Consider the following 16,030-nt stretch of genomic DNA (forward strand, 5'->3'; position numbering starts at 1 on the left):
GCTTTCACCATGACGAACGCAGACCCGTTCACGGCGATTGCAGACCCGAACCGGCGACACATCCTCGAGGATCTGCGCCGCGGCGAGAAGACCGTGAACGAGCTCGCCGGCCAGCTGCCGATCAGTCGTCCCGCCGTCTCCCAGCACCTGAAGGCATTGCTGGACAGTGGCCTTGTCGATGTGCGCTCCGAAGGCACCCGCCGCATTTATTTCATTCACCGTCCCGGCTTCGACCGGATGAACATGTGGCTCGACCAGTTCTGGTCGTGAGCCCCAGGCTTTTTCTGATATCGGACAAAATAAAAGGCCCCGAAGTCGAAAACTTCGGGGCCTGGATGGGTTGCTGGCTGCTTCATGAATACATCAGGATCGGTCTTGGAAGTCGCCGGATCCCGGCGCAGCCGGAAGGGGGTATCAGTGGCGTGTGGAAGCCCTAACGCGTTCCATTTCATCCTTGAGTCGCAGTTTGAGGCGCTTCAGTTCGGCAATGTGCCGATCATCGACGGAGGGAGATGCAAGCGCATCATGGAGCTTTTCTTCGAGGGCTCCATGCTTCTTCTGCAGCGATTCAAGATGAGCCTGTATGGTCATTTGATGCGTCCTTCCTTATCGCCTACCTCCAGCCCTCATCCGCTGGAGTTTCAGGCTTTGCGAAGATAATGTGACATGAGAAATGCGGTTTGTCGAAGGCGAATTGGCCAAAAACGACCATCAAAATCGAAGTTAGGGATAACTTCCCGTTACCGGTATTTGGTGATAGGAGCTTGCGCGAATCTTCCGGGCATCCTTAAAGGATGAGCAAACGGCGATAATGGGGAACAAGCATGGCCGATCAGGAACAGGCTGACGTTCGGCTCTCTCTGGCGCGGCTTCGCCAGGAGCATGAAGACTACGATGCCGCGATCAACGCCATGATCACGGTCGGGTGCGATGCCTTGCGCGTTCAGCGGATGAAGAAGAAGAAGCTGTCGATCAAGGACAAGATCACCGCGCTGGAAGACCAGATCATCCCCGACATCATTGCATGACGGCAGAAGGATAGCCTGATGACAGCAGAGTGCCCGCCCGTCGCCATCATCATGGGAAGCCAGTCCGACTGGGAAACCATGAAAAATGCGGCCGACACGCTCGACGCGCTCGGCGTCTCCTACGAAGCCCGGATCGTATCGGCACATCGCACGCCTGACCGCATGGTTGCCTTTGCCAAGGGCGCCCGTGACGAAGGCTTCAAGGTGATCATTGCCGGTGCCGGGGGCGCTGCCCATCTGCCGGGCATGGTCGCCTCGCTGACCACCCTTCCCGTCTTCGGCGTGCCCGTTCAGTCGAAATCGATGTCTGGCCTCGACAGCCTGTATTCCATCGTCCAGATGCCGGCCGGCATTCCGGTCGGCACGCTCGCCATCGGCCGCGCCGGCGCAGTGAACGCCGGTTTGCTCGCAGCCCGCGTTCTTGCTGTTTTCGATGATGAGCTTGAGGAACGCCTCGACGAATGGGTCGAGCGCCAGACGGCATCCGTCGCCGAATATCCCGTGGACGAGGCCCCATGACGATCCGAACCATCGGCATCATCGGTGGCGGCCAGCTGGGCCGCATGCTGGCCATGTCTGCCGCCCGTTTGAATTTTCGCACCGTCATCCTCGAGCCGCAGCCCGACAGCCCCGCGGCCCAGCTGGCAAACCACCAGATCACCGCAGCATATGACGACCCGGCAGCGCTGGCCGAACTCGCCCGTCTCTGCGACGTCATCACCTATGAATTCGAAAACGTGCCGGTCGAGGCCGCCGAGAAGCTTGCCGCCAGCATCCCGGTCTATCCGCCGCCGAAGGCGCTCCAGGTCGCCCAGGACCGGCTGACGGAGAAGCGCTTCCTCAATGCATCCGGCATCGAGACCGCGCGCTTCCACGCGGTCGACAGCCAGGCCGACCTCGAACGCGCACTGTCCGACTTCGACGGGGAAGGCGTGTTGAAGACCTGTCGTCTCGGCTATGACGGCAAGGGCCAGAAGGTCTATCGCAAGGGTGATTCTGCATCAGGCGGTTACGAGGCTCTCGGCTCGGTCCCCCTGATCCTGGAAAGCTTCGTGCCCTTCGTCCGCGAAATCTCGATCATCGCCGCCCGCGGCATCGATGGCGAGATCCGCTGCTACGATCCGACGGAAAACGTCCATCGTAACGGCATCCTGCACACCTCGACCCAGCCCGCCGCGATCACCCCTGAGACGGCCCTGGCTGCCCGCGAAGCCGCGACAAAGCTGCTTGATGGCCTCGCTTATGTCGGTGTCGTCGGCATGGAGTTCTTTGTGCTCGGGGATGGCAGCCTGATCGCCAACGAGATCGCGCCGCGCGTCCACAATTCCGGCCACTGGACGGAGGCCGCCTGCATCGTCTCGCAGTTCGAACAGCACATTCGAGCGGTCGCGTCGCTGCCGCTTGGCGACACGGTGCGCCACTCCGATTGCGTGATGACGAATCTGATCGGTGACGACATCGATTCTGTGCCCGACTGGCTCGCCAAGCCCAATGTCCTAGTCCACCTCTACGGCAAGACGGAGGCGCGCCCGGGCCGGAAGATGGGGCACATCACCGAAATCCTGCCGTTTCGCAGCTGATTTTCCCGGCTTTTTAGCCTGATGTGTCCCGCATTTTCCGCCGGACATGTTGACAGAGCGGCCTCCCTCGGGCTAATTGCCGCCAACTCTTCAGGGGCGCGCCCGGCGGCGCGCTTTTGATTGTTTGATCACAGTGGGTGAATGACACATTCCCCGACAATTGTTGTGGACCAGAAAAATGAAGATCAAGAACTCGCTGAAAGCGCTTAAAGCCCGTCATCGCGACAACCGTCTGGTTCGCCGCAAGGGTCGTATCTACATCATCAACAAGCAGAACCCGCGCTTCAAGGCTCGCCAGGGCTGATGCCCCGGGATCTCCGGATCCCATGAGCCAAGACGGACTGCCCGCCACATCTGCGGCGTGTTGATTTCGGAAATTTGAGTTTGAAAGACGGCGCTGAGGGATTATCTTCCCTGTATGCGCCGTTTTTCATTGCGACTCACCCTCAGTCTCCCGCTTCTCCCTGCCCTGCTGATCGCAGGCACCGTCTCGGCGCAGGCACCCCAAGAGCAGGGGGACACGCAGGCGAGCCAGGCTCCGGTCGAGCAAATTCCGCTGAAGCCACCGGCAAAGGCCAAGACTGTCGATGACCTGCTGGGCGAACTGAAACGCGAGCGCAATCCGCAGGCCGCACGGCAGATTGCCAGCTCCACCATGGCGACCTGGAGCGAATCGGCAAGCCCGACGATCAATCTCCTGATGCAGTGGTCCGCCAAGGCAGCCGCCGAAAAGCGCAATGCCGCCGCCCTCGACTTCATCGATCAGGCCATCACCCTGAAACCGGATTTCGTCGGCGCCTGGAACCAGCGCGCCACGCTGCATTTCAGCATGGGCAACTATCAGAAGTCTGTTTCCGACATCGAGAAGGTGCTGGATCTGGAGCCCCGCCACTTCGGTGCCATCGCCGGCCTCGCCGGCATCCTGACCGAACGCGGCAGCAAGGAGGGAGCACTGAAGGCCTGGGAGCGCTACCTCGACATCTTCCCGGCCGACCGCGAGGCACAGGAGATCGTCGCCAAGCTCTCGGAAGAGCTGGCCGGCCAGCGGACGTGACTTGGTCCTCCCCTTGACGAAGGGCGTCACAGCACGATCTTCTCTACGTCTCGTAAAGCCCGGAAGCACGATCCTTGCTCACCCTCCCCCGAATCGGTCTCGCCTTGCTCATCATTCTCCTCGCCCTCATCGTCGTGCTCGCGGCCTTGGCCATTGCCACACAGCTTCGAGCACGCAGCATCGAGGCCGGGACGCCGAACATAGGCGACCTGACCGATGTCGGCGGCTTTCGCCTGAACGCTCTCCACGTGCCCGCAGGGCCTGACGCAGACCTGCCGCCGATCGTCTTCATCCACGGAGCCTCGGGCAACCTGCGCGATCAGGCGGGCGCCTTCCTGGAGCCACTGCGCGGACGCGCGGAACTCCTCTTCATCGACAGGCCGGGCCACGGCTATTCGGAGCGCGGCGGCCCTGAGAACGACACGCCGGACGGACAGGCGAACGCGCTTGCACGCCTGATGGAAGAGAAGGGCATCACCCGGGCCATCATTGTCGGCCACTCCTTCGGCGGCGCCATCTCGGCGAGCTTCGGCGTGCTTCACCCCGACAAGGTCGAGGGTCTGGTCTTTCTCGCCGCGGCGACCCATCCCTGGCCGGGCGGTGTGGACTGGTACTACCACCTCGCCTCCGCGCCGATCATCGGCCCGATCTTCTGCCACACGCTCGCGCTACATGCCGGCATGATGCGGATCGAGGCTGCGACGGAGCATGTCTTCGCACCCAATCCGCGTCCGGACACCTATCTCGAAGACACCGGCCCCGCGCTCGTGCTGCGCCCGTCTGCCTTCCGGTCCAACGCCACGGACGTGGCCGGCCTGCATGCCTATGTCACCGCCTTCTCGCCCCGCTACGGAGAAATCGTCAGGCCGACAGTGATCATCACCGGCGACGCCGACGAGATCGTGCTTGAGGAAATTCATTCCAAGGGCCTTGCCCGCGACATCGCCGGATCGGAACTCGTCTGGATCGAGGGCCTTGGCCACAAGCCGGATTACATCGTGACGGACATCGTCATCGCCGCACTCGAGAAGATTGCGGGCGAGAAGCGCGACCTGCAGGCCATGGCGCGGCTGGCTGAACCGCGTCTCGCGGCCACCCGTGTCGTGCCCCAAGGGGTAGCGCCCTCGCTGCAGGCGGGCCAATAGCACCAATAAAAAAAGCCGCCCGAAGGCGGCTTTCCAATTCGGAACGTGGCGCCGGGGATCAGATCCCCGTCTGGCCGTCAGAGCCGATATAGGCAATGCGCAGCATATTGGTCGAGCCGGGCGTACCGAGCGGAACGCCGGCCGACATGATGATGCGGTCGCCGGGCTTGCCGAAGCCTTCCTCGACCACGATGCGGCAGGCGCGGTTGACCATATCGTCGAGATCGGTCGGCTCGGACGAGACGACGCAGTGAAGGCCCCAGACAACCGAGAGACGGCGTGCAGTCTGGATGATCGGCGAAAGCGCAATGATCGGCACCTCCGGACGCTCGCGCGAGGCGCGCAGACCGGTATTGCCCGAAGACGTGTAGCAGACGATTGCCTGCAGCTTGAGCGTCTCGGCAATCTGGCGGGCGGCCAGCGAAATCGCATCGGCACCAGTCGCTTCCGGATGGGCACGCTGGGCGTAGATGATACCGGGATAATGCGGCTCGCGTTCGACTGTGTGGGCGATCGAGGCCATGGTGGCGACCGCTTCAACCGGATATTCACCGGAAGCGGACTCGGCCGAGAGCATGATCGCATCGGCACCTTCGAAGACGGCGGTGGCAACGTCAGAGACTTCGGCGCGGGTCGGGACCGGCGCTGTGATCATCGATTCCAGCATCTGGGTCGCAACGACCACCGGCTTGCCCTCACGGCGGCAGGCGCGGATCAGCTGCTTCTGGATGCCTGGAACGCGCTCGAGCGGCATTTCCACGCCAAGGTCGCCACGGGCAACCATCAGCGCGTCGGAAAGTGCGATGATCTCGTCGATGCGCTCGATCGCCTGCGGCTTTTCGATCTTCGACATCAGGCCCACGCGGCCCTTGGCGATCTTGCGCACTTCGGCGAGGTCTTCCGGGCGCTGGATGAAGGAGAGTGCCACCCAGTCGACGTCGTTGGTCGCAAGCACGGCATCGAGGTCGGCGCGGTCCTTGTCGGTCAAGACCCCGGTGGCCAGAATGGTGTCGGGCAGGCTCACACCCTTGCGATCGGAGATTTTCGTACCGGATACGACTTCGGTGACGATCGTCTTGCCGTCGCACTTCACGGCCTTCAGATGCAGCTTGCCGTCATCGATCAGCAGACGGTCGCCCGGCTTCACCGATTCCAGGATTTCCGGATGCGGCAGGTGGACGCGGGTGGCGTCACCGGGTGCGTCATTGCTGTCGAGGGTAAAGGTCTGGCCGGGCTTCAGCTCGACGGTCGTTTCGGCAAACTTTCCCACACGCAGCTTTGGTCCCTGCAGGTCGGCGAGGATGCCAATCGGGCGACCACAGATGGCCTCGACATTGCGAATGCGCTGAATGAGCGTCCGCATCATCTCATGGCTGGAATGGCTCATATTGATGCGGAAAAGATCGGCCCCGGCTTCATGGAGCTTCCGGATCATCGCCTCGTCGGACGAGGCGGGACCAAGCGTGGCGAGGATCTTTACTTTGCGGTTGCGCTTCATCAGTTCTGGCTTTCCTGGGTGCCCGACGTATCGGACAGCTGGACCATCCAGCTCCCCTGCCTGCCGGTGTCGTATTCCTTGAATCCCATTTGCTGATAGCCGCGTGCAAAGCAGTCCTTCACGCCAACGATCTTGAACTCGTTTTCAGCGACACACATGTTGATGTCACCGGTCCAACGACCACCGCGGGCAGCATCCTCAGCATAGAGATAATAATAACGCGATTGGAGCTCGCCCTCGATCAGGGTGGCGCAGGTGCCGGCAGGAACCTGCCACCAGCCTTCCGTGATCCAGCCTTCTTCTGCCCGGTAGCCGATAGCCGCTCCGACGAGATTCTGCGTTCCGTTGCAGACGCGAAATTCTGCCTGGGCGGCCGAGGCTGCCAGCATGGGCGAGAACAGCGCACCCGCGATCAGGAGGGGCTTCACAAAACGTGCCGCAGCACGGTCGAAAGTCTGTCTGATCTGGTGATGCACGATTGCCGCCGGAACTCCAAAAATGCGCATGAGATGCCTTCTTGCGATGCGGACCAGAGAATGTCAACGCAACTCTAATCGATTATATTTTCTGTCTTTGGCCAGTACTGGAACCTTTGTGTGCGATCTTGGCACAAACGTGACAGCCATGAAAGCTTGCGCTCCCCCATTCCCCATGCGATCAAGCGCTTGTACCAGCTGATGGCTTCAAACTGATGAATGTTTCCCCTGTTTTCGAGATTGTGGAAGGCCGTTTCGACGCTGGCCTCGTGCTTCTGGCCGACCATGCGACGAACCATGTGCCCGCCCCCTATGACCGGCTCGGTCTGCCGGAAAGCGCCTTTGGTCGCCATATCGCCTATGACATCGGCATCGAACCGCTGACCCGGTTGCTCGCCGCCCATCTCGGCGTGCCCGCAGTGATGTCGCACTTCTCCCGCCTGCTCATCGATCCGAATCGCGGAGAGGACGATCCCACCATCATCATGCGCATCTCGGATGGTGCGATCGTGCCCGGCAATCATCCAATCACGCCGGAGGAATGGCAGAACCGCATCGAGACCTATCACCGCCCCTATCATCGGGCTGTCTCGGATGTCATCGCTAGGGTCGCGAACGCTTCCGGCAAGGCGCCGCTCGTGCTGTCGCTGCATTCCTATACGCCCGCCTGGAAGGGTGTGCCGCGCCCCTGGCATGCAGCAGTGCTCTGGGACGCCGACGAACGGGCCGTCCGCCCGCTGATCGACGATCTGGAAGCGCCCGGCGACATTCTGGTCGGCGACAACGAACCCTATGACGGCGCGCTGAAGGGCGACACCATGTATCGCCATTGCATGACGACAGGTATCCCCCACGCGCTCCTCGAGATCAGACAGGATCTGATCGCCGACGAAGCCGGCGTCGCATCCTGGGCGGCTCGCCTGGCACCGATCTTCGCTCGCCTCAATGCCGACCCGAAGCTGCACCAATATCAGCTTCACGCCTCGCGGACCGGACCCTATCCGCCGACACCCGTCGCGCCCTGAAGGAGAGAAACATGACGTTCCCTACGAAGGACCAGCAGATCGAACTCGAAGCCGCCGCCTTTCGCCGGCTCGTTTCGCACCTGCGCAATCGTCCGGATGTGCAGAACATCGACCTGATGAACCTCGCTGGCTTCTGCCGCAATTGCCTGTCGAACTGGTATCTCGACGCGGCCCGGGAAAGCGGTCTCGACCTGTCTAAGGACGAAAGCCGCGAGATCGTCTACGGCATGCCCTATGAAGAGTGGAAAGCAAGCCACCAGCGCGAGGCGAGCAACGATCAGCAACAGGCCTTCGAGAAAAACCGCCCGAAGGAATGACAGGCCCTCAAGCATTGGGGCTTGACGCGGGCGCCGCTTCGCGGCACGTGATCGCCACGAAAACCCATCCTGAGAACGCCATCCCTGCCATGAAGGAGATTGCCCATGTCTGATGCCGCCCACGGCGTCGCCCGCGACCAGCTCCGTGCCTTTGTCGAACGCATCGAGCGACTGGAAGAAGAAAAGAAGACGATCGCCGACGACATCAAGGACGTCTACGGCGAAGCCAAATCCATGGGCTTCGACACGAAGATCCTGAAAAAGGTCATCGCACTTCGCAAGAAGGACGACCAGGAGCGCATGGAAGAGGACCTGATCCTTGACACCTACCTGCACGCACTGGGCATGATCGAGAGCCCGCCGGAAGGCTGAGCGACCGCCAGTGTCACGAACAAAAAACCCGCCAATCCGGCGGGTTTCTTTTTGTCTGCAATTCAGTCCGACTGCGGATCAGGGAGCCCCGAAGCGGCTCGGATCGATCGTCGTGGCGTCAAGGCGGAAACCGTCGGGAACGACCGTTGCCGTTGCCGGTGCCACGAGCGAGCGCGGCACGACGCGGGGCGCCTTGACCGGCTTGGTCACGGCTTCGAACTTGCCCTGGTTCAGCGCCCACTGTTCGATCATGCCCTTGGTCAGCTTGGTGCCGCCATACATGGCCATGTGCGCACGTTCGGCGTCTTCCTGACCGGGGCGGCCGCCCTTCTTGGGCATGGTCGCTTCGGCATTGGGCGTGGCATCGGACGGTGCGTCGAACATGTCGCCGAACTGTGTCGTGCCCTCCTCGACGGAGGTGTCCCGGGGGATCGATGCAACCTCGACCGGCTTCTGGCTCGAAGCGGGTACGGGCGCAGCCGTCAGGCTAGCCTGGGATGGTGCGCTCGACGGAATGGGGGCTGCCATTTCCGGGATTGCGCTGTCTTCGAGGGCCGCTGCAGCCTCGGGAGAAAGAATGGCCTGCTCGACTTCGTCGATTTCGGCCTCGGCTTCTGCCTCTGCCGTGGCAAGCAGAGCTTCCGCGACCTGCGGGCGAGCCGTCGGAACCGGAACAGCCATCCCCTCGGCGAGCAGCATGGCGGCAGAATTCGGCTCGATCGAAGCGGTCAACACAGCCTGCTCCGCACCGCCGGCCTGGGGCCGCGGATTGAGCAGCGTCGGGACCGGAACAGTCATCGAGGCAAGATCCGGGAATTCATCCGTCGGCGAAGAGGCGGCATTCGGCACGCCACTGGCAACCTGTTGAAGCGCATCCTCCGCAGCGTTGCGCGGCGGCTGATACAAAGCGACGGCAAGGCTGTTGTCAGCCGGACGCAGCGAAGGGCGTGCCTGCGGAACGGGCGCATCGGCAGCATCGACGCCCGGCAAGGCGGCGACCATGACGGGTTCGGACGCCGTCACGGCTGGCTGCTGGCGCGGCGCGGCCGGAGCCTGCTCCGGTGAAGCGATCGAAGGACGCGGCGCGGGCTCCGGAACATCCTCGACTTCGTCTTCGTCACCACCGCCGAACAGCATGGCAAGGAAATTGCGCGGACGCGACGAGGACTTTTCCTCGGCAATCATGACGGTATTGCCCGAAGCCACGCGGCGCTTGTATTCGGCGAGCGCCTGCTGATAGCCCGGAAGCGGTTTGCCGTCGGAGGGAATGTGCACGGTCTTGCCGTCGGGGAAAAGGCGGGCGAGATCCTGACGGTTCATGCGCGGCCAGGCGCGCACGCCGGCGACATCCATGTGCACGAAGGGAGAACCGGAATTGGGATAGTAACCGACGCCGCCGGCCTGCATCTTGATGCCGAGTTCGCGCAGCGTCTTGAGCGGAACACCGGGGATGTAGAAGTCCATCGCCGTGCCACGCATATGCTGGCTTTCCTTGGCGACACCCTTGGAGCGGGAGCGGAGCATGGAGTTCGTGGCTGGAGAACGATAGCCGGAGACGGCCTTGATGTAACCCTTGGCGCCTGCGCGACGATAGACTTCCCAAACGAGGTCAAAGAGCCGCGGGTCCATCTTCGTGGGCTCGTTGCGGCGCCAGTCGCGGAGAATGTAGTTGAGCTGTTTCAGACCCTTGGGGTCATAGCGGCCATTGCGCTTGAAGGTGATCGAGGCGCGTTCGCCTGTATGCACGAATTCGATGTTGAGCGTGCGGCTCTCGGCGCTTGCCGTTGCGGCGCTCCCGAGCAGACCACCCAGCCCCATGAAAAGCACGGCAATCAGCGAAAACAGCAGCTTCGCTGCCGACTGCGCGAACGCAAGTCGGATTTTGCGCTCACAATGCGTATGGAGCGCGCTGATATCCTGCGATGCCTGCAATGCAATCCCCGTCCGAAAGACCACGTCCCATGCCAGTTCGAATGAACGTCAAATGCGGTCATAGCATGGCAAATTTGCCACATCCGCACAAGCCGTCCATTTATAGTGAACGCTTGCCTAACAAATGCTTAGCCCTTGCGTAAGCGATTAAGCTTACCCCAGAGTTAACACCGGACAGGTGAGGCAGATCAAGCGGCATCCTTCTGCGGATCGTCGGGGTCGATTCCATAATCCTTCAGCTTGCGGTAGAGCGTCGATCGGCCAATTCCAAGCTTCCGCGCCACCTGGCTCATCTGGCCACGATAGAATTTCAGTGCGAAGCGGATCAGCTCTTCCTCGATCTCCGCCAATTTGCGCACATTGCCGGCCTCGTCCGTACTGACGATGACATTGCCCTGTGCCGACGCGCCGTATCCCGTAGCTGGGTTTGAATGGTTCCCGGAGAAGGCGGCTGCACGCTCGGCCAGGGCTGCCTGAACCTTGGCGATCGGGTTCTGCTCCAAAGCGGACGGCGGCTGGTCCGTGGCGGTTGTGCTGCCGCGATGACCGTGCACCTGAGCGGCGATCTGCGGAAAATCCTGCTCTCCGAGGCTCCCCCCCTCGGCAAGCACAACGGCGCGAAAGATGGCGTTTTCGAGCTGGCGCGTATTGCCCGGCCAGTCGAAGGATGTGAGCAGCGCGAGCGCCGAAGGATCGATCTGCAGCGTGCGCGGCAGACGTTGCTCCAGCGAGAAGCGCTCGACGAAGGCCCGGATCAGATGCGGTATGTCTTCCTTGCGGCGGCGCAGAGAGGCAATGGTGACGGGAAAGACGTTGAGACGATAATACAGATCTTCACGGAAGCGTCCGGCCTTGACCTCCTCGATCAGGTCCTTGTTGGTCGCGAGGATCAGGCGCACATTGGCCTTCACAGATCGCTGTGGAGCGCTGCGGTGAACCTCGCCTGTCTGGGCGATCTCGAGCAGGCGGACCTGTCCTGCAGGTGGCAGCTCGCTGATTTCCTCGATGAAGAGCGTGCCCCCATCGGCCTCCATGACCTTGCCCGGATGCGTCTCGTTTCCAAACAGCACATCTTCGATCAGGCTCGGCGAGATCCCGTTGCAGTTGACGGCGACGAAAGGGCGGGAGGAACGATCGCTCGCGGCATGAATGGCGCGCGCGACGAGTTCCTTGCCGACGCCGGCCTCTCCTTCAAGCATGACGGGGATCATCGACTGTGCCGCCCGGCGCCCCAGCTCCACCACCCGCGACATGGCGGAACTGGCGGCGACCACGTCCGCGAAGCTGACGGAACCGCTGCGGGCCCGACGCGGCGTTCTACCCTGCAGGCTGGACCGGTGGATCTTGAGCGCTGAGTCGATCGCACCGATCAGGCGCTCCTGGGTGATCGGCTTGACGAGAAAGTCGAAAGCGCCGGCGCGAACGGCATTGAGCGCCGTTTCGGTCGCTCCTTCCGCCGTCCAGACGATGACAGGCACGGCCGGATTGATCTGTCCGAGCAAGGGGATCACAGTCGGGTCCAGCCCTTCCGTGGACCCCGCGTCGATCAGAACGACGCCGATCGCATCGCGGTGCCGGCGAAATAGCTCGATACCGGCGTGAACTGTCTCTGCGAGATGGACGATATGGCCGTGCGCTTCGATGCCAGCCTTCATGCTGCGGCGCTCGGCGGCATCTTCATCGATGAGTAGAATCTGTGCAGTCAACTTACGCTCCCCGAGGCCGTTCTGGCGCATTTGCGCTCCTGGGTTATTGCGGTGACCCTGCCAGAAAGGCCTGAAGATGTTCTTGGAAGAAAGCCTAACATTTTAACCGTCCTTAACCGTTTATGGGACAATCCACAGACCCCACCCTCACGTCAGGAAGAATGTCGCATCACGCTGGCACATCCGGCTGCTTGCCCATCGGCAGGCGACTGACTACATCTCCGGAACGAACGAGAGAAAGGACATCGCCATGATGATCGACAGCCGCCCCGTCTCGAGCCCCGCTCCCCAGGCCTCCGCGAATAGGGACCAGGCCCTCGGCGACCTTCCCCTCTGGAAGCTGGACGACCTTTATCCCGGCCAGACTTCGGCTGAGTTCCTGGGCGCCGTAGAGACGGCCGCATCCGATGCACTCGCCTTCGAGACCAAGTGGAAGGGTAAGCTTGCGGAAGCACTTGAAACCGTCGGCGATGCGTCGCTGGCCCAGGCGCTGACGGAAATGGATGCGTTGGAAGACCTGCTCGGCCGTATCGCGTCCTACGCTGGCCTCACCTATTATTCGGACATGACCAATCCGGCGAATGGCAAGTTCTTCGGCGATATCCAGGCCAAGCTCACCGACATGTCGTCTCGCCTCCTGTTCTTCCCTCTGGAACTGAACCGCCTGCCCGACGACGCTGTCGACGCCGCCACGGATCGCGATCCCGCACTCGACCATTTCCGCCCCTGGATCGTCGATCTGCGCAAGGACAAGCCCTTCCAGCTCGACGATCGCATCGAGCAGCTTTTCCTGGAAAAGTCACAGACGGGTGCTGCCGCCTTCAACCGCCTCTTCGACGAGACGCTTGCATCATTGCGCTTCACAATCGGCAACGAGGAAATGCCGCTTGAATCGACCTTGACCCTTTTGCAGGACGCCGACCCTGACAAACGCAAGCAGGCGGCGGAAGCCCTGTCAAAAACCTTCAAGGACAATATCCGCATCTTCACCCTGGTGACCAACACGCTCGCCAAGGACAAGGACATTTCCGACCGCTGGCGCGGCTTCGAGGATATCGCGGACAGCCGGCATCTCGCCAACCGCGTCGAGCGCGAAGTGGTCGATGCGCTGGCCGAAGCCGTGCGTGAGGCCTATCCGCGTCTGTCGCACCGCTATTACAAGATGAAGGCAAAATGGCTCGGCATGGACCAGATGAATTTCTGGGATCGCAACGCCCCGCTCGCCGAAACCCCTGACCGTCTGATCTCCTGGGACGAAGCCAAGGACACGGTGCTCTCGGCCTATGGCGGCTTTGCGCCTGAAATGGCCGAGATCGCCGGCCGTTTCTTCGACGGCGGCTGGATCGATGCCCCGGCCCGCCCCGGCAAGGCCCCGGGCGCCTTCGCCCACCCGACCGTGCCCTCTGCCCATCCCTACGTACTCGTCAACTATCTCGGCAAGCCGCGCGACGTCATGACACTCGCCCATGAACTCGGCCACGGCGTGCACCAGGTGCTGGCCGGCGGCCAGGGCGCCCTGATGTGCCAGACCCCGCTGACGCTCGCCGAAACAGCCTCCGTCTTCGGCGAAATGCTGACCTTCCGCGCCCTGCTCGACAAGACGACCGACAAGCGCGAGAGAAAGGCCATGCTCGCCCAAAAGGTCGAGGACATGATCAACACGGTCGTGCGCCAGATCGCCTTCTACCAGTTCGAGCGCAAAATCCACGCCGCCCGCAAGGAAGGCGAACTGACGGCGGAAAAGATCGGCGAGCTCTGGCTCTCGGTCCAGGAAGAGAGCCTCGGGCCGGCAATCAAGATCTCGGAAGGCTATGAAACATGGTGGGCCTATATCCCCCACTTCATCCACTCGCCCTTCTATGTCTATGCCTATGCCTTCGGCGACTGCCTGGTGAATTCGCTCTATGCCGTCTACCAGAACGCTGACCAGGGCTTCCAGGACAAGTATTTCGAACTCCTGAAGGCCGGCGGCACGAAGCATCATTCGGAGCTTCTTGCTCCGTTCGGGCTGGATGCGACCGATCCGTCGTTCTGGGCCAAGGGTCTGTCGATGATCGAGGGCCTGATTGACGAGCTGGAAGCGTTAGATAAGGCAGCCTGAACGGAGCCGCCGATACCCCATGCGTGACCACGCGCCCTATGCGCTCTTCCGCGACGACCGCGCGGGGACGAGCCTCGTCTTTGCCGAGCCGGAGACGCTTGTCGTCGCCCGGTCGGCTAGCGAGGTCGAACCCGCGCTCGCGGCACTGGAGGCGCATCGCCAGGCCGGCAGGTGGCTGGCGGGTTATCTTTCCTATGAAGCCGGTTTCGTCTTCGAGCCGAAGCTGCGGCCGCTGATCAAGGACGGCCGCGAGACGCCCTTGATTGCAATGGGCGTCTTCGACGCGCCGGCGCCGGCAGGGCATCCGCTGGCGCGGGCGCCCTCGAACATCCCCAACGCCCCCTTCCTCACCGATCCCCGGGCAGGTTGGGATTTCGACACCTATCGCACCCGCTTCGATCGCCTGCATCACCATCTGCGCAAGGGCGACTGCTATCAGGCGAACCTCACCATGCCGGTCGAGGCCCGCTGGTCGGGCGATCCGCGCGCCGCTTTCTGGTCGCTCGTCGGTCGCCAGCCCGTGCATTACGGTGCGCTGATCGACTACGGCACCGGCCCCGTCATCCTCTCGCGCTCGCCCGAACTTTTCTTCTCGGTGGACGAAGATGGCTGGATCGAGACGCGCCCGATGAAGGGAACGGCCGCCCGGGGCGCCACCCCGGAAGAAGACGAGGCGATTATCGCCGCCATGCTCGCCGACGAAAAGACTCAGGCTGAAAATCGCATGATCGTCGACTTGCTTCGCAACGACGTCTCCGTGATCAGCGAGGTCGGCACGCTCTCTGTGCCGAAACTCTTTGCCATCGAGACCTATCCGACCGTCCACCAGATGGTGAGCTATATCAGGGCAAAACTCTCGCGCGGCATCGGCTTGGCCGAAATCATGACCGCGCTCTTCCCCTGCGGCTCCGTCACCGGCGCACCAAAAATGTGGGCCATGCGCATCCTGCACGAACTCGAGGTTGGGCCGCGCGATGTCTATTGCGGTGCGATCGGTTGGTGCGACCCTGCGGGGCCCATGCGATTTTCCGTTGCAATCCGCACCATCTCCCTTTTCAACGAAGGGCGCGCCGTTTTCAATGTCGGCGGCGGCATCGTCTTCGATTCGAAAGCCGAGGCCGAGTATGATGAATGCCTTCTGAAGGCGCGCTTTGCCCTGGGTGATCAATGGATTTCTCGCTGATCGAGACGCTACGCTGGCAACCGGAGGCAGGCTTCCTGCGCCTCGACCAGCATCTGCGCCGCCTGTCGCGCTCCGCCGATGCGCTCGGCTTTCGCCAGCCGCAGGATGCAAAGGGCAAGCTGGAAAAGGAGGTCTCCGGCAGCGAAGCTTTGCGCGTCCGCCTGGTCATGACCTATCGCGGCAAGATGGAGGTGACCGCGACCCCTTTCGAGCCGATTCAGGAGGCAACGGTCTGGCGCCTGAAGATTGCAACGACGCGTCTGCAATCCGAAGATAGCCTCTTCCGCCACAAGACCACTCGCCGCGACCCCTATGAGGCCGCACGCGCCGAATTCTCGAAGGACGAGGCCGACGAGGTGATCCTGCTCAACGAGCGGGGCGAGGTCTGTGAAGGCACGATCACCAACATCTTCGCCGAAAGCGCCGACGGCATGCTGCTGACCCCACCGCTGACCAGCGGCCTTCTGCCCGGCGTGCTCCGTGCCGAACTCATTCGCGAACGCCGCGCCCGCGGCGAGGTCCTGAAGCTCGATGACCTGCGTCACCGGAAACTGTTTGTCGGCAATTCCCTGCGCGGGCTCATCCGCGCCGAACTGATCGACTGAGGCCGCCC

18 protein-coding genes are annotated in these 16,030 nt (G+C 62.2%); 13 read left to right on the forward strand and 5 right to left on the reverse strand.

All coding sequences use genetic code 11. The features are described from left to right. Window positions 1-9: 9 nt before the first annotated feature. Window positions 10-270, forward strand: coding sequence for an ArsR/SmtB family transcription factor (locus QTL56_RS09230; protein WP_136557613.1), 261 nt, complete (start codon window positions 10-12; stop codon window positions 268-270). A gap of 144 nt (window positions 271-414) precedes the next feature. Here QTL56_RS09230 and QTL56_RS09235 read toward each other — a convergent pair whose 3' ends face one another. Further along, entirely contained in the window at window positions 415-591 is a 177-nt protein-coding gene (locus QTL56_RS09235; protein WP_229574530.1) for a YdcH family protein, read from the reverse strand. Between the two features lie 233 nt (window positions 592-824). On the opposite strand from QTL56_RS09235, the gene QTL56_RS09240 reads away from it, so the two are divergent. The 6 genes from QTL56_RS09240 to QTL56_RS09265 all read left to right on the forward strand — a co-directional run bounded on the left by QTL56_RS09240 (window position 825) and on the right by QTL56_RS09265 (window position 4,807). After that, complete coding sequence (locus tag QTL56_RS09240) at window positions 825-1,028, forward strand: YdcH family protein (RefSeq protein ID WP_112244269.1); 204 nt, start codon at window positions 825-827, stop codon at window positions 1,026-1,028. A gap of 18 nt (window positions 1,029-1,046) precedes the next feature. Beyond that, window positions 1,047-1,547: a 5-(carboxyamino)imidazole ribonucleotide mutase gene (gene purE, locus QTL56_RS09245; RefSeq protein ID WP_229574531.1), complete on the forward strand. Its 501-nt coding sequence runs from the start codon at window positions 1,047-1,049 to the stop codon at window positions 1,545-1,547. After that, window positions 1,544-2,608 (forward strand): 5-(carboxyamino)imidazole ribonucleotide synthase, encoded by a 1,065-nt coding sequence (locus QTL56_RS09250; RefSeq protein ID WP_245136123.1) that lies wholly within the window; start codon window positions 1,544-1,546, stop codon window positions 2,606-2,608. Before purE ends, QTL56_RS09250 begins: the two co-directional genes overlap by 4 nt. Window positions 2,609-2,786: 178 nt before the next feature. After that, the gene (ykgO, locus tag QTL56_RS09255) at window positions 2,787-2,912 is read left to right on the forward strand and encodes a type B 50S ribosomal protein L36 (RefSeq protein ID WP_006726873.1); all 126 of its coding nucleotides are present in this window, start codon (window positions 2,787-2,789) and stop codon (window positions 2,910-2,912) included. A 114-nt stretch (window positions 2,913-3,026) separates the two neighbouring features. After that, on the forward strand, window positions 3,027-3,662 hold the full coding sequence (locus tag QTL56_RS09260; RefSeq protein WP_245136122.1) for a tetratricopeptide repeat protein: 636 nt from the start codon (window positions 3,027-3,029) through the stop codon (window positions 3,660-3,662). A 104-nt stretch (window positions 3,663-3,766) separates the two neighbouring features. Beyond that, window positions 3,767-4,807, forward strand: a complete 1,041-nt coding sequence (locus QTL56_RS09265; protein WP_245136632.1) for an alpha/beta fold hydrolase — start codon at window positions 3,767-3,769, stop codon at window positions 4,805-4,807. A gap of 58 nt (window positions 4,808-4,865) precedes the next feature. On the opposite strand, the gene pyk is transcribed toward QTL56_RS09265, so the two are convergent. Next, window positions 4,866-6,305 (reverse strand): pyruvate kinase, encoded by a 1,440-nt coding sequence (gene pyk, locus QTL56_RS09270; RefSeq protein ID WP_229574534.1) that lies wholly within the window; start codon window positions 6,303-6,305, stop codon window positions 4,866-4,868. Continuing rightward, window positions 6,305-6,694: a DUF1036 domain-containing protein gene (locus QTL56_RS09275; RefSeq protein ID WP_229574946.1), complete on the reverse strand. Its 390-nt coding sequence runs from the start codon at window positions 6,692-6,694 to the stop codon at window positions 6,305-6,307. Before QTL56_RS09275 ends, pyk begins: the two co-directional genes overlap by 1 nt. 302 nt (window positions 6,695-6,996) lie before the next feature. On the opposite strand from QTL56_RS09275, the gene QTL56_RS09280 reads away from it, so the two are divergent. From QTL56_RS09280 to QTL56_RS09290, 3 genes are all read left to right on the forward strand, one after another. Beyond that, window positions 6,997-7,806, forward strand: coding sequence for an N-formylglutamate amidohydrolase (locus tag QTL56_RS09280; protein ID WP_245136121.1), 810 nt, complete (start codon window positions 6,997-6,999; stop codon window positions 7,804-7,806). Window positions 7,807-7,817: 11 nt separating this feature from the next. Next, the gene (locus QTL56_RS09285; RefSeq protein ID WP_245136120.1) at window positions 7,818-8,123 is read left to right on the forward strand and encodes a DUF1244 domain-containing protein; all 306 of its coding nucleotides are present in this window, start codon (window positions 7,818-7,820) and stop codon (window positions 8,121-8,123) included. A gap of 105 nt (window positions 8,124-8,228) precedes the next feature. Continuing rightward, entirely contained in the window at window positions 8,229-8,495 is a 267-nt protein-coding gene (locus QTL56_RS09290) for a DUF2312 domain-containing protein (protein WP_054148241.1), read from the forward strand. A gap of 78 nt (window positions 8,496-8,573) precedes the next feature. Here QTL56_RS09290 and QTL56_RS09295 read toward each other — a convergent pair whose 3' ends face one another. Continuing rightward, on the reverse strand, window positions 8,574-10,427 hold the full coding sequence (locus QTL56_RS09295) for a peptidoglycan L,D-endopeptidase MepK (protein ID WP_245136119.1): 1,854 nt from the start codon (window positions 10,425-10,427) through the stop codon (window positions 8,574-8,576). A gap of 188 nt (window positions 10,428-10,615) precedes the next feature. Beyond that, window positions 10,616-12,133 carry a sigma-54-dependent transcriptional regulator gene (locus tag QTL56_RS09300; protein ID WP_245136117.1) on the reverse strand — a complete coding sequence of 506 codons (1,518 nt, stop codon included), beginning with the start codon at window positions 12,131-12,133 and terminating at the stop codon, window positions 10,616-10,618. Window positions 12,134-12,383: 250 nt separating this feature from the next. Between QTL56_RS09300 and QTL56_RS09305 the strand changes: the two genes are divergently transcribed. From QTL56_RS09305 to QTL56_RS09315, 3 genes are read left to right on the forward strand one after another with little or no spacing between them, the layout of a single operon-like run. Then, the gene (locus tag QTL56_RS09305; protein ID WP_245136115.1) at window positions 12,384-14,234 is read left to right on the forward strand and encodes a M3 family oligoendopeptidase; all 1,851 of its coding nucleotides are present in this window, start codon (window positions 12,384-12,386) and stop codon (window positions 14,232-14,234) included. A 19-nt stretch (window positions 14,235-14,253) separates the two neighbouring features. Further along, window positions 14,254-15,417 carry an aminodeoxychorismate synthase component I gene (locus QTL56_RS09310; RefSeq protein ID WP_245136113.1) on the forward strand — a complete coding sequence of 388 codons (1,164 nt, stop codon included), beginning with the start codon at window positions 14,254-14,256 and terminating at the stop codon, window positions 15,415-15,417. Continuing rightward, entirely contained in the window at window positions 15,402-16,022 is a 621-nt protein-coding gene (locus QTL56_RS09315; protein WP_245136111.1) for an aminotransferase class IV family protein, read from the forward strand. Before QTL56_RS09310 ends, QTL56_RS09315 begins: the two co-directional genes overlap by 16 nt. Window positions 16,023-16,030 lie beyond the last annotated feature (8 nt).

The sequence above is a fragment of the Peteryoungia algae genome (assembly GCF_030369675.1).
Classification (GTDB): Bacteria; Pseudomonadota; Alphaproteobacteria; order Rhizobiales; family Rhizobiaceae; genus Allorhizobium; species Allorhizobium algae.

What these genes read in the sequence shown, in the direction of transcription:
- QTL56_RS09230 (WP_136557613.1), top strand. Translation starts at nt 10, where the DNA reads ATGACGAACGCAGACCCGTTCACGGCGATTGCAGACCCGAACCGGCGA.
- QTL56_RS09235 (WP_229574530.1), bottom strand. Translation starts at nt 591, where the DNA reads ATGACCATACAGGCTCATCTTGAATCGCTGCAGAAGAAGCATGGAGCC.
- QTL56_RS09240 (WP_112244269.1), top strand. Translation starts at nt 825, where the DNA reads ATGGCCGATCAGGAACAGGCTGACGTTCGGCTCTCTCTGGCGCGGCTT.
- purE (WP_229574531.1), top strand. Translation starts at nt 1,047, where the DNA reads ATGACAGCAGAGTGCCCGCCCGTCGCCATCATCATGGGAAGCCAGTCC.
- QTL56_RS09250 (WP_245136123.1), top strand. Translation starts at nt 1,544, where the DNA reads ATGACGATCCGAACCATCGGCATCATCGGTGGCGGCCAGCTGGGCCGC.
- ykgO (WP_006726873.1), top strand. Translation starts at nt 2,787, where the DNA reads ATGAAGATCAAGAACTCGCTGAAAGCGCTTAAAGCCCGTCATCGCGAC.
- QTL56_RS09260 (WP_245136122.1), top strand. Translation starts at nt 3,027, where the DNA reads ATGCGCCGTTTTTCATTGCGACTCACCCTCAGTCTCCCGCTTCTCCCT.
- pyk (WP_229574534.1), bottom strand. Translation starts at nt 6,305, where the DNA reads ATGAAGCGCAACCGCAAAGTAAAGATCCTCGCCACGCTTGGTCCCGCC.
- QTL56_RS09275 (WP_229574946.1), bottom strand. Translation starts at nt 6,694, where the DNA reads ATGCTGGCAGCCTCGGCCGCCCAGGCAGAATTTCGCGTCTGCAACGGA.
- QTL56_RS09280 (WP_245136121.1), top strand. Translation starts at nt 6,997, where the DNA reads ATGAATGTTTCCCCTGTTTTCGAGATTGTGGAAGGCCGTTTCGACGCT.
- QTL56_RS09285 (WP_245136120.1), top strand. Translation starts at nt 7,818, where the DNA reads ATGACGTTCCCTACGAAGGACCAGCAGATCGAACTCGAAGCCGCCGCC.
- QTL56_RS09290 (WP_054148241.1), top strand. Translation starts at nt 8,229, where the DNA reads ATGTCTGATGCCGCCCACGGCGTCGCCCGCGACCAGCTCCGTGCCTTT.
- QTL56_RS09305 (WP_245136115.1), top strand. Translation starts at nt 12,384, where the DNA reads ATGATGATCGACAGCCGCCCCGTCTCGAGCCCCGCTCCCCAGGCCTCC.
- QTL56_RS09310 (WP_245136113.1), top strand. Translation starts at nt 14,254, where the DNA reads ATGCGTGACCACGCGCCCTATGCGCTCTTCCGCGACGACCGCGCGGGG.
- QTL56_RS09315 (WP_245136111.1), top strand. Translation starts at nt 15,402, where the DNA reads ATGGATTTCTCGCTGATCGAGACGCTACGCTGGCAACCGGAGGCAGGC.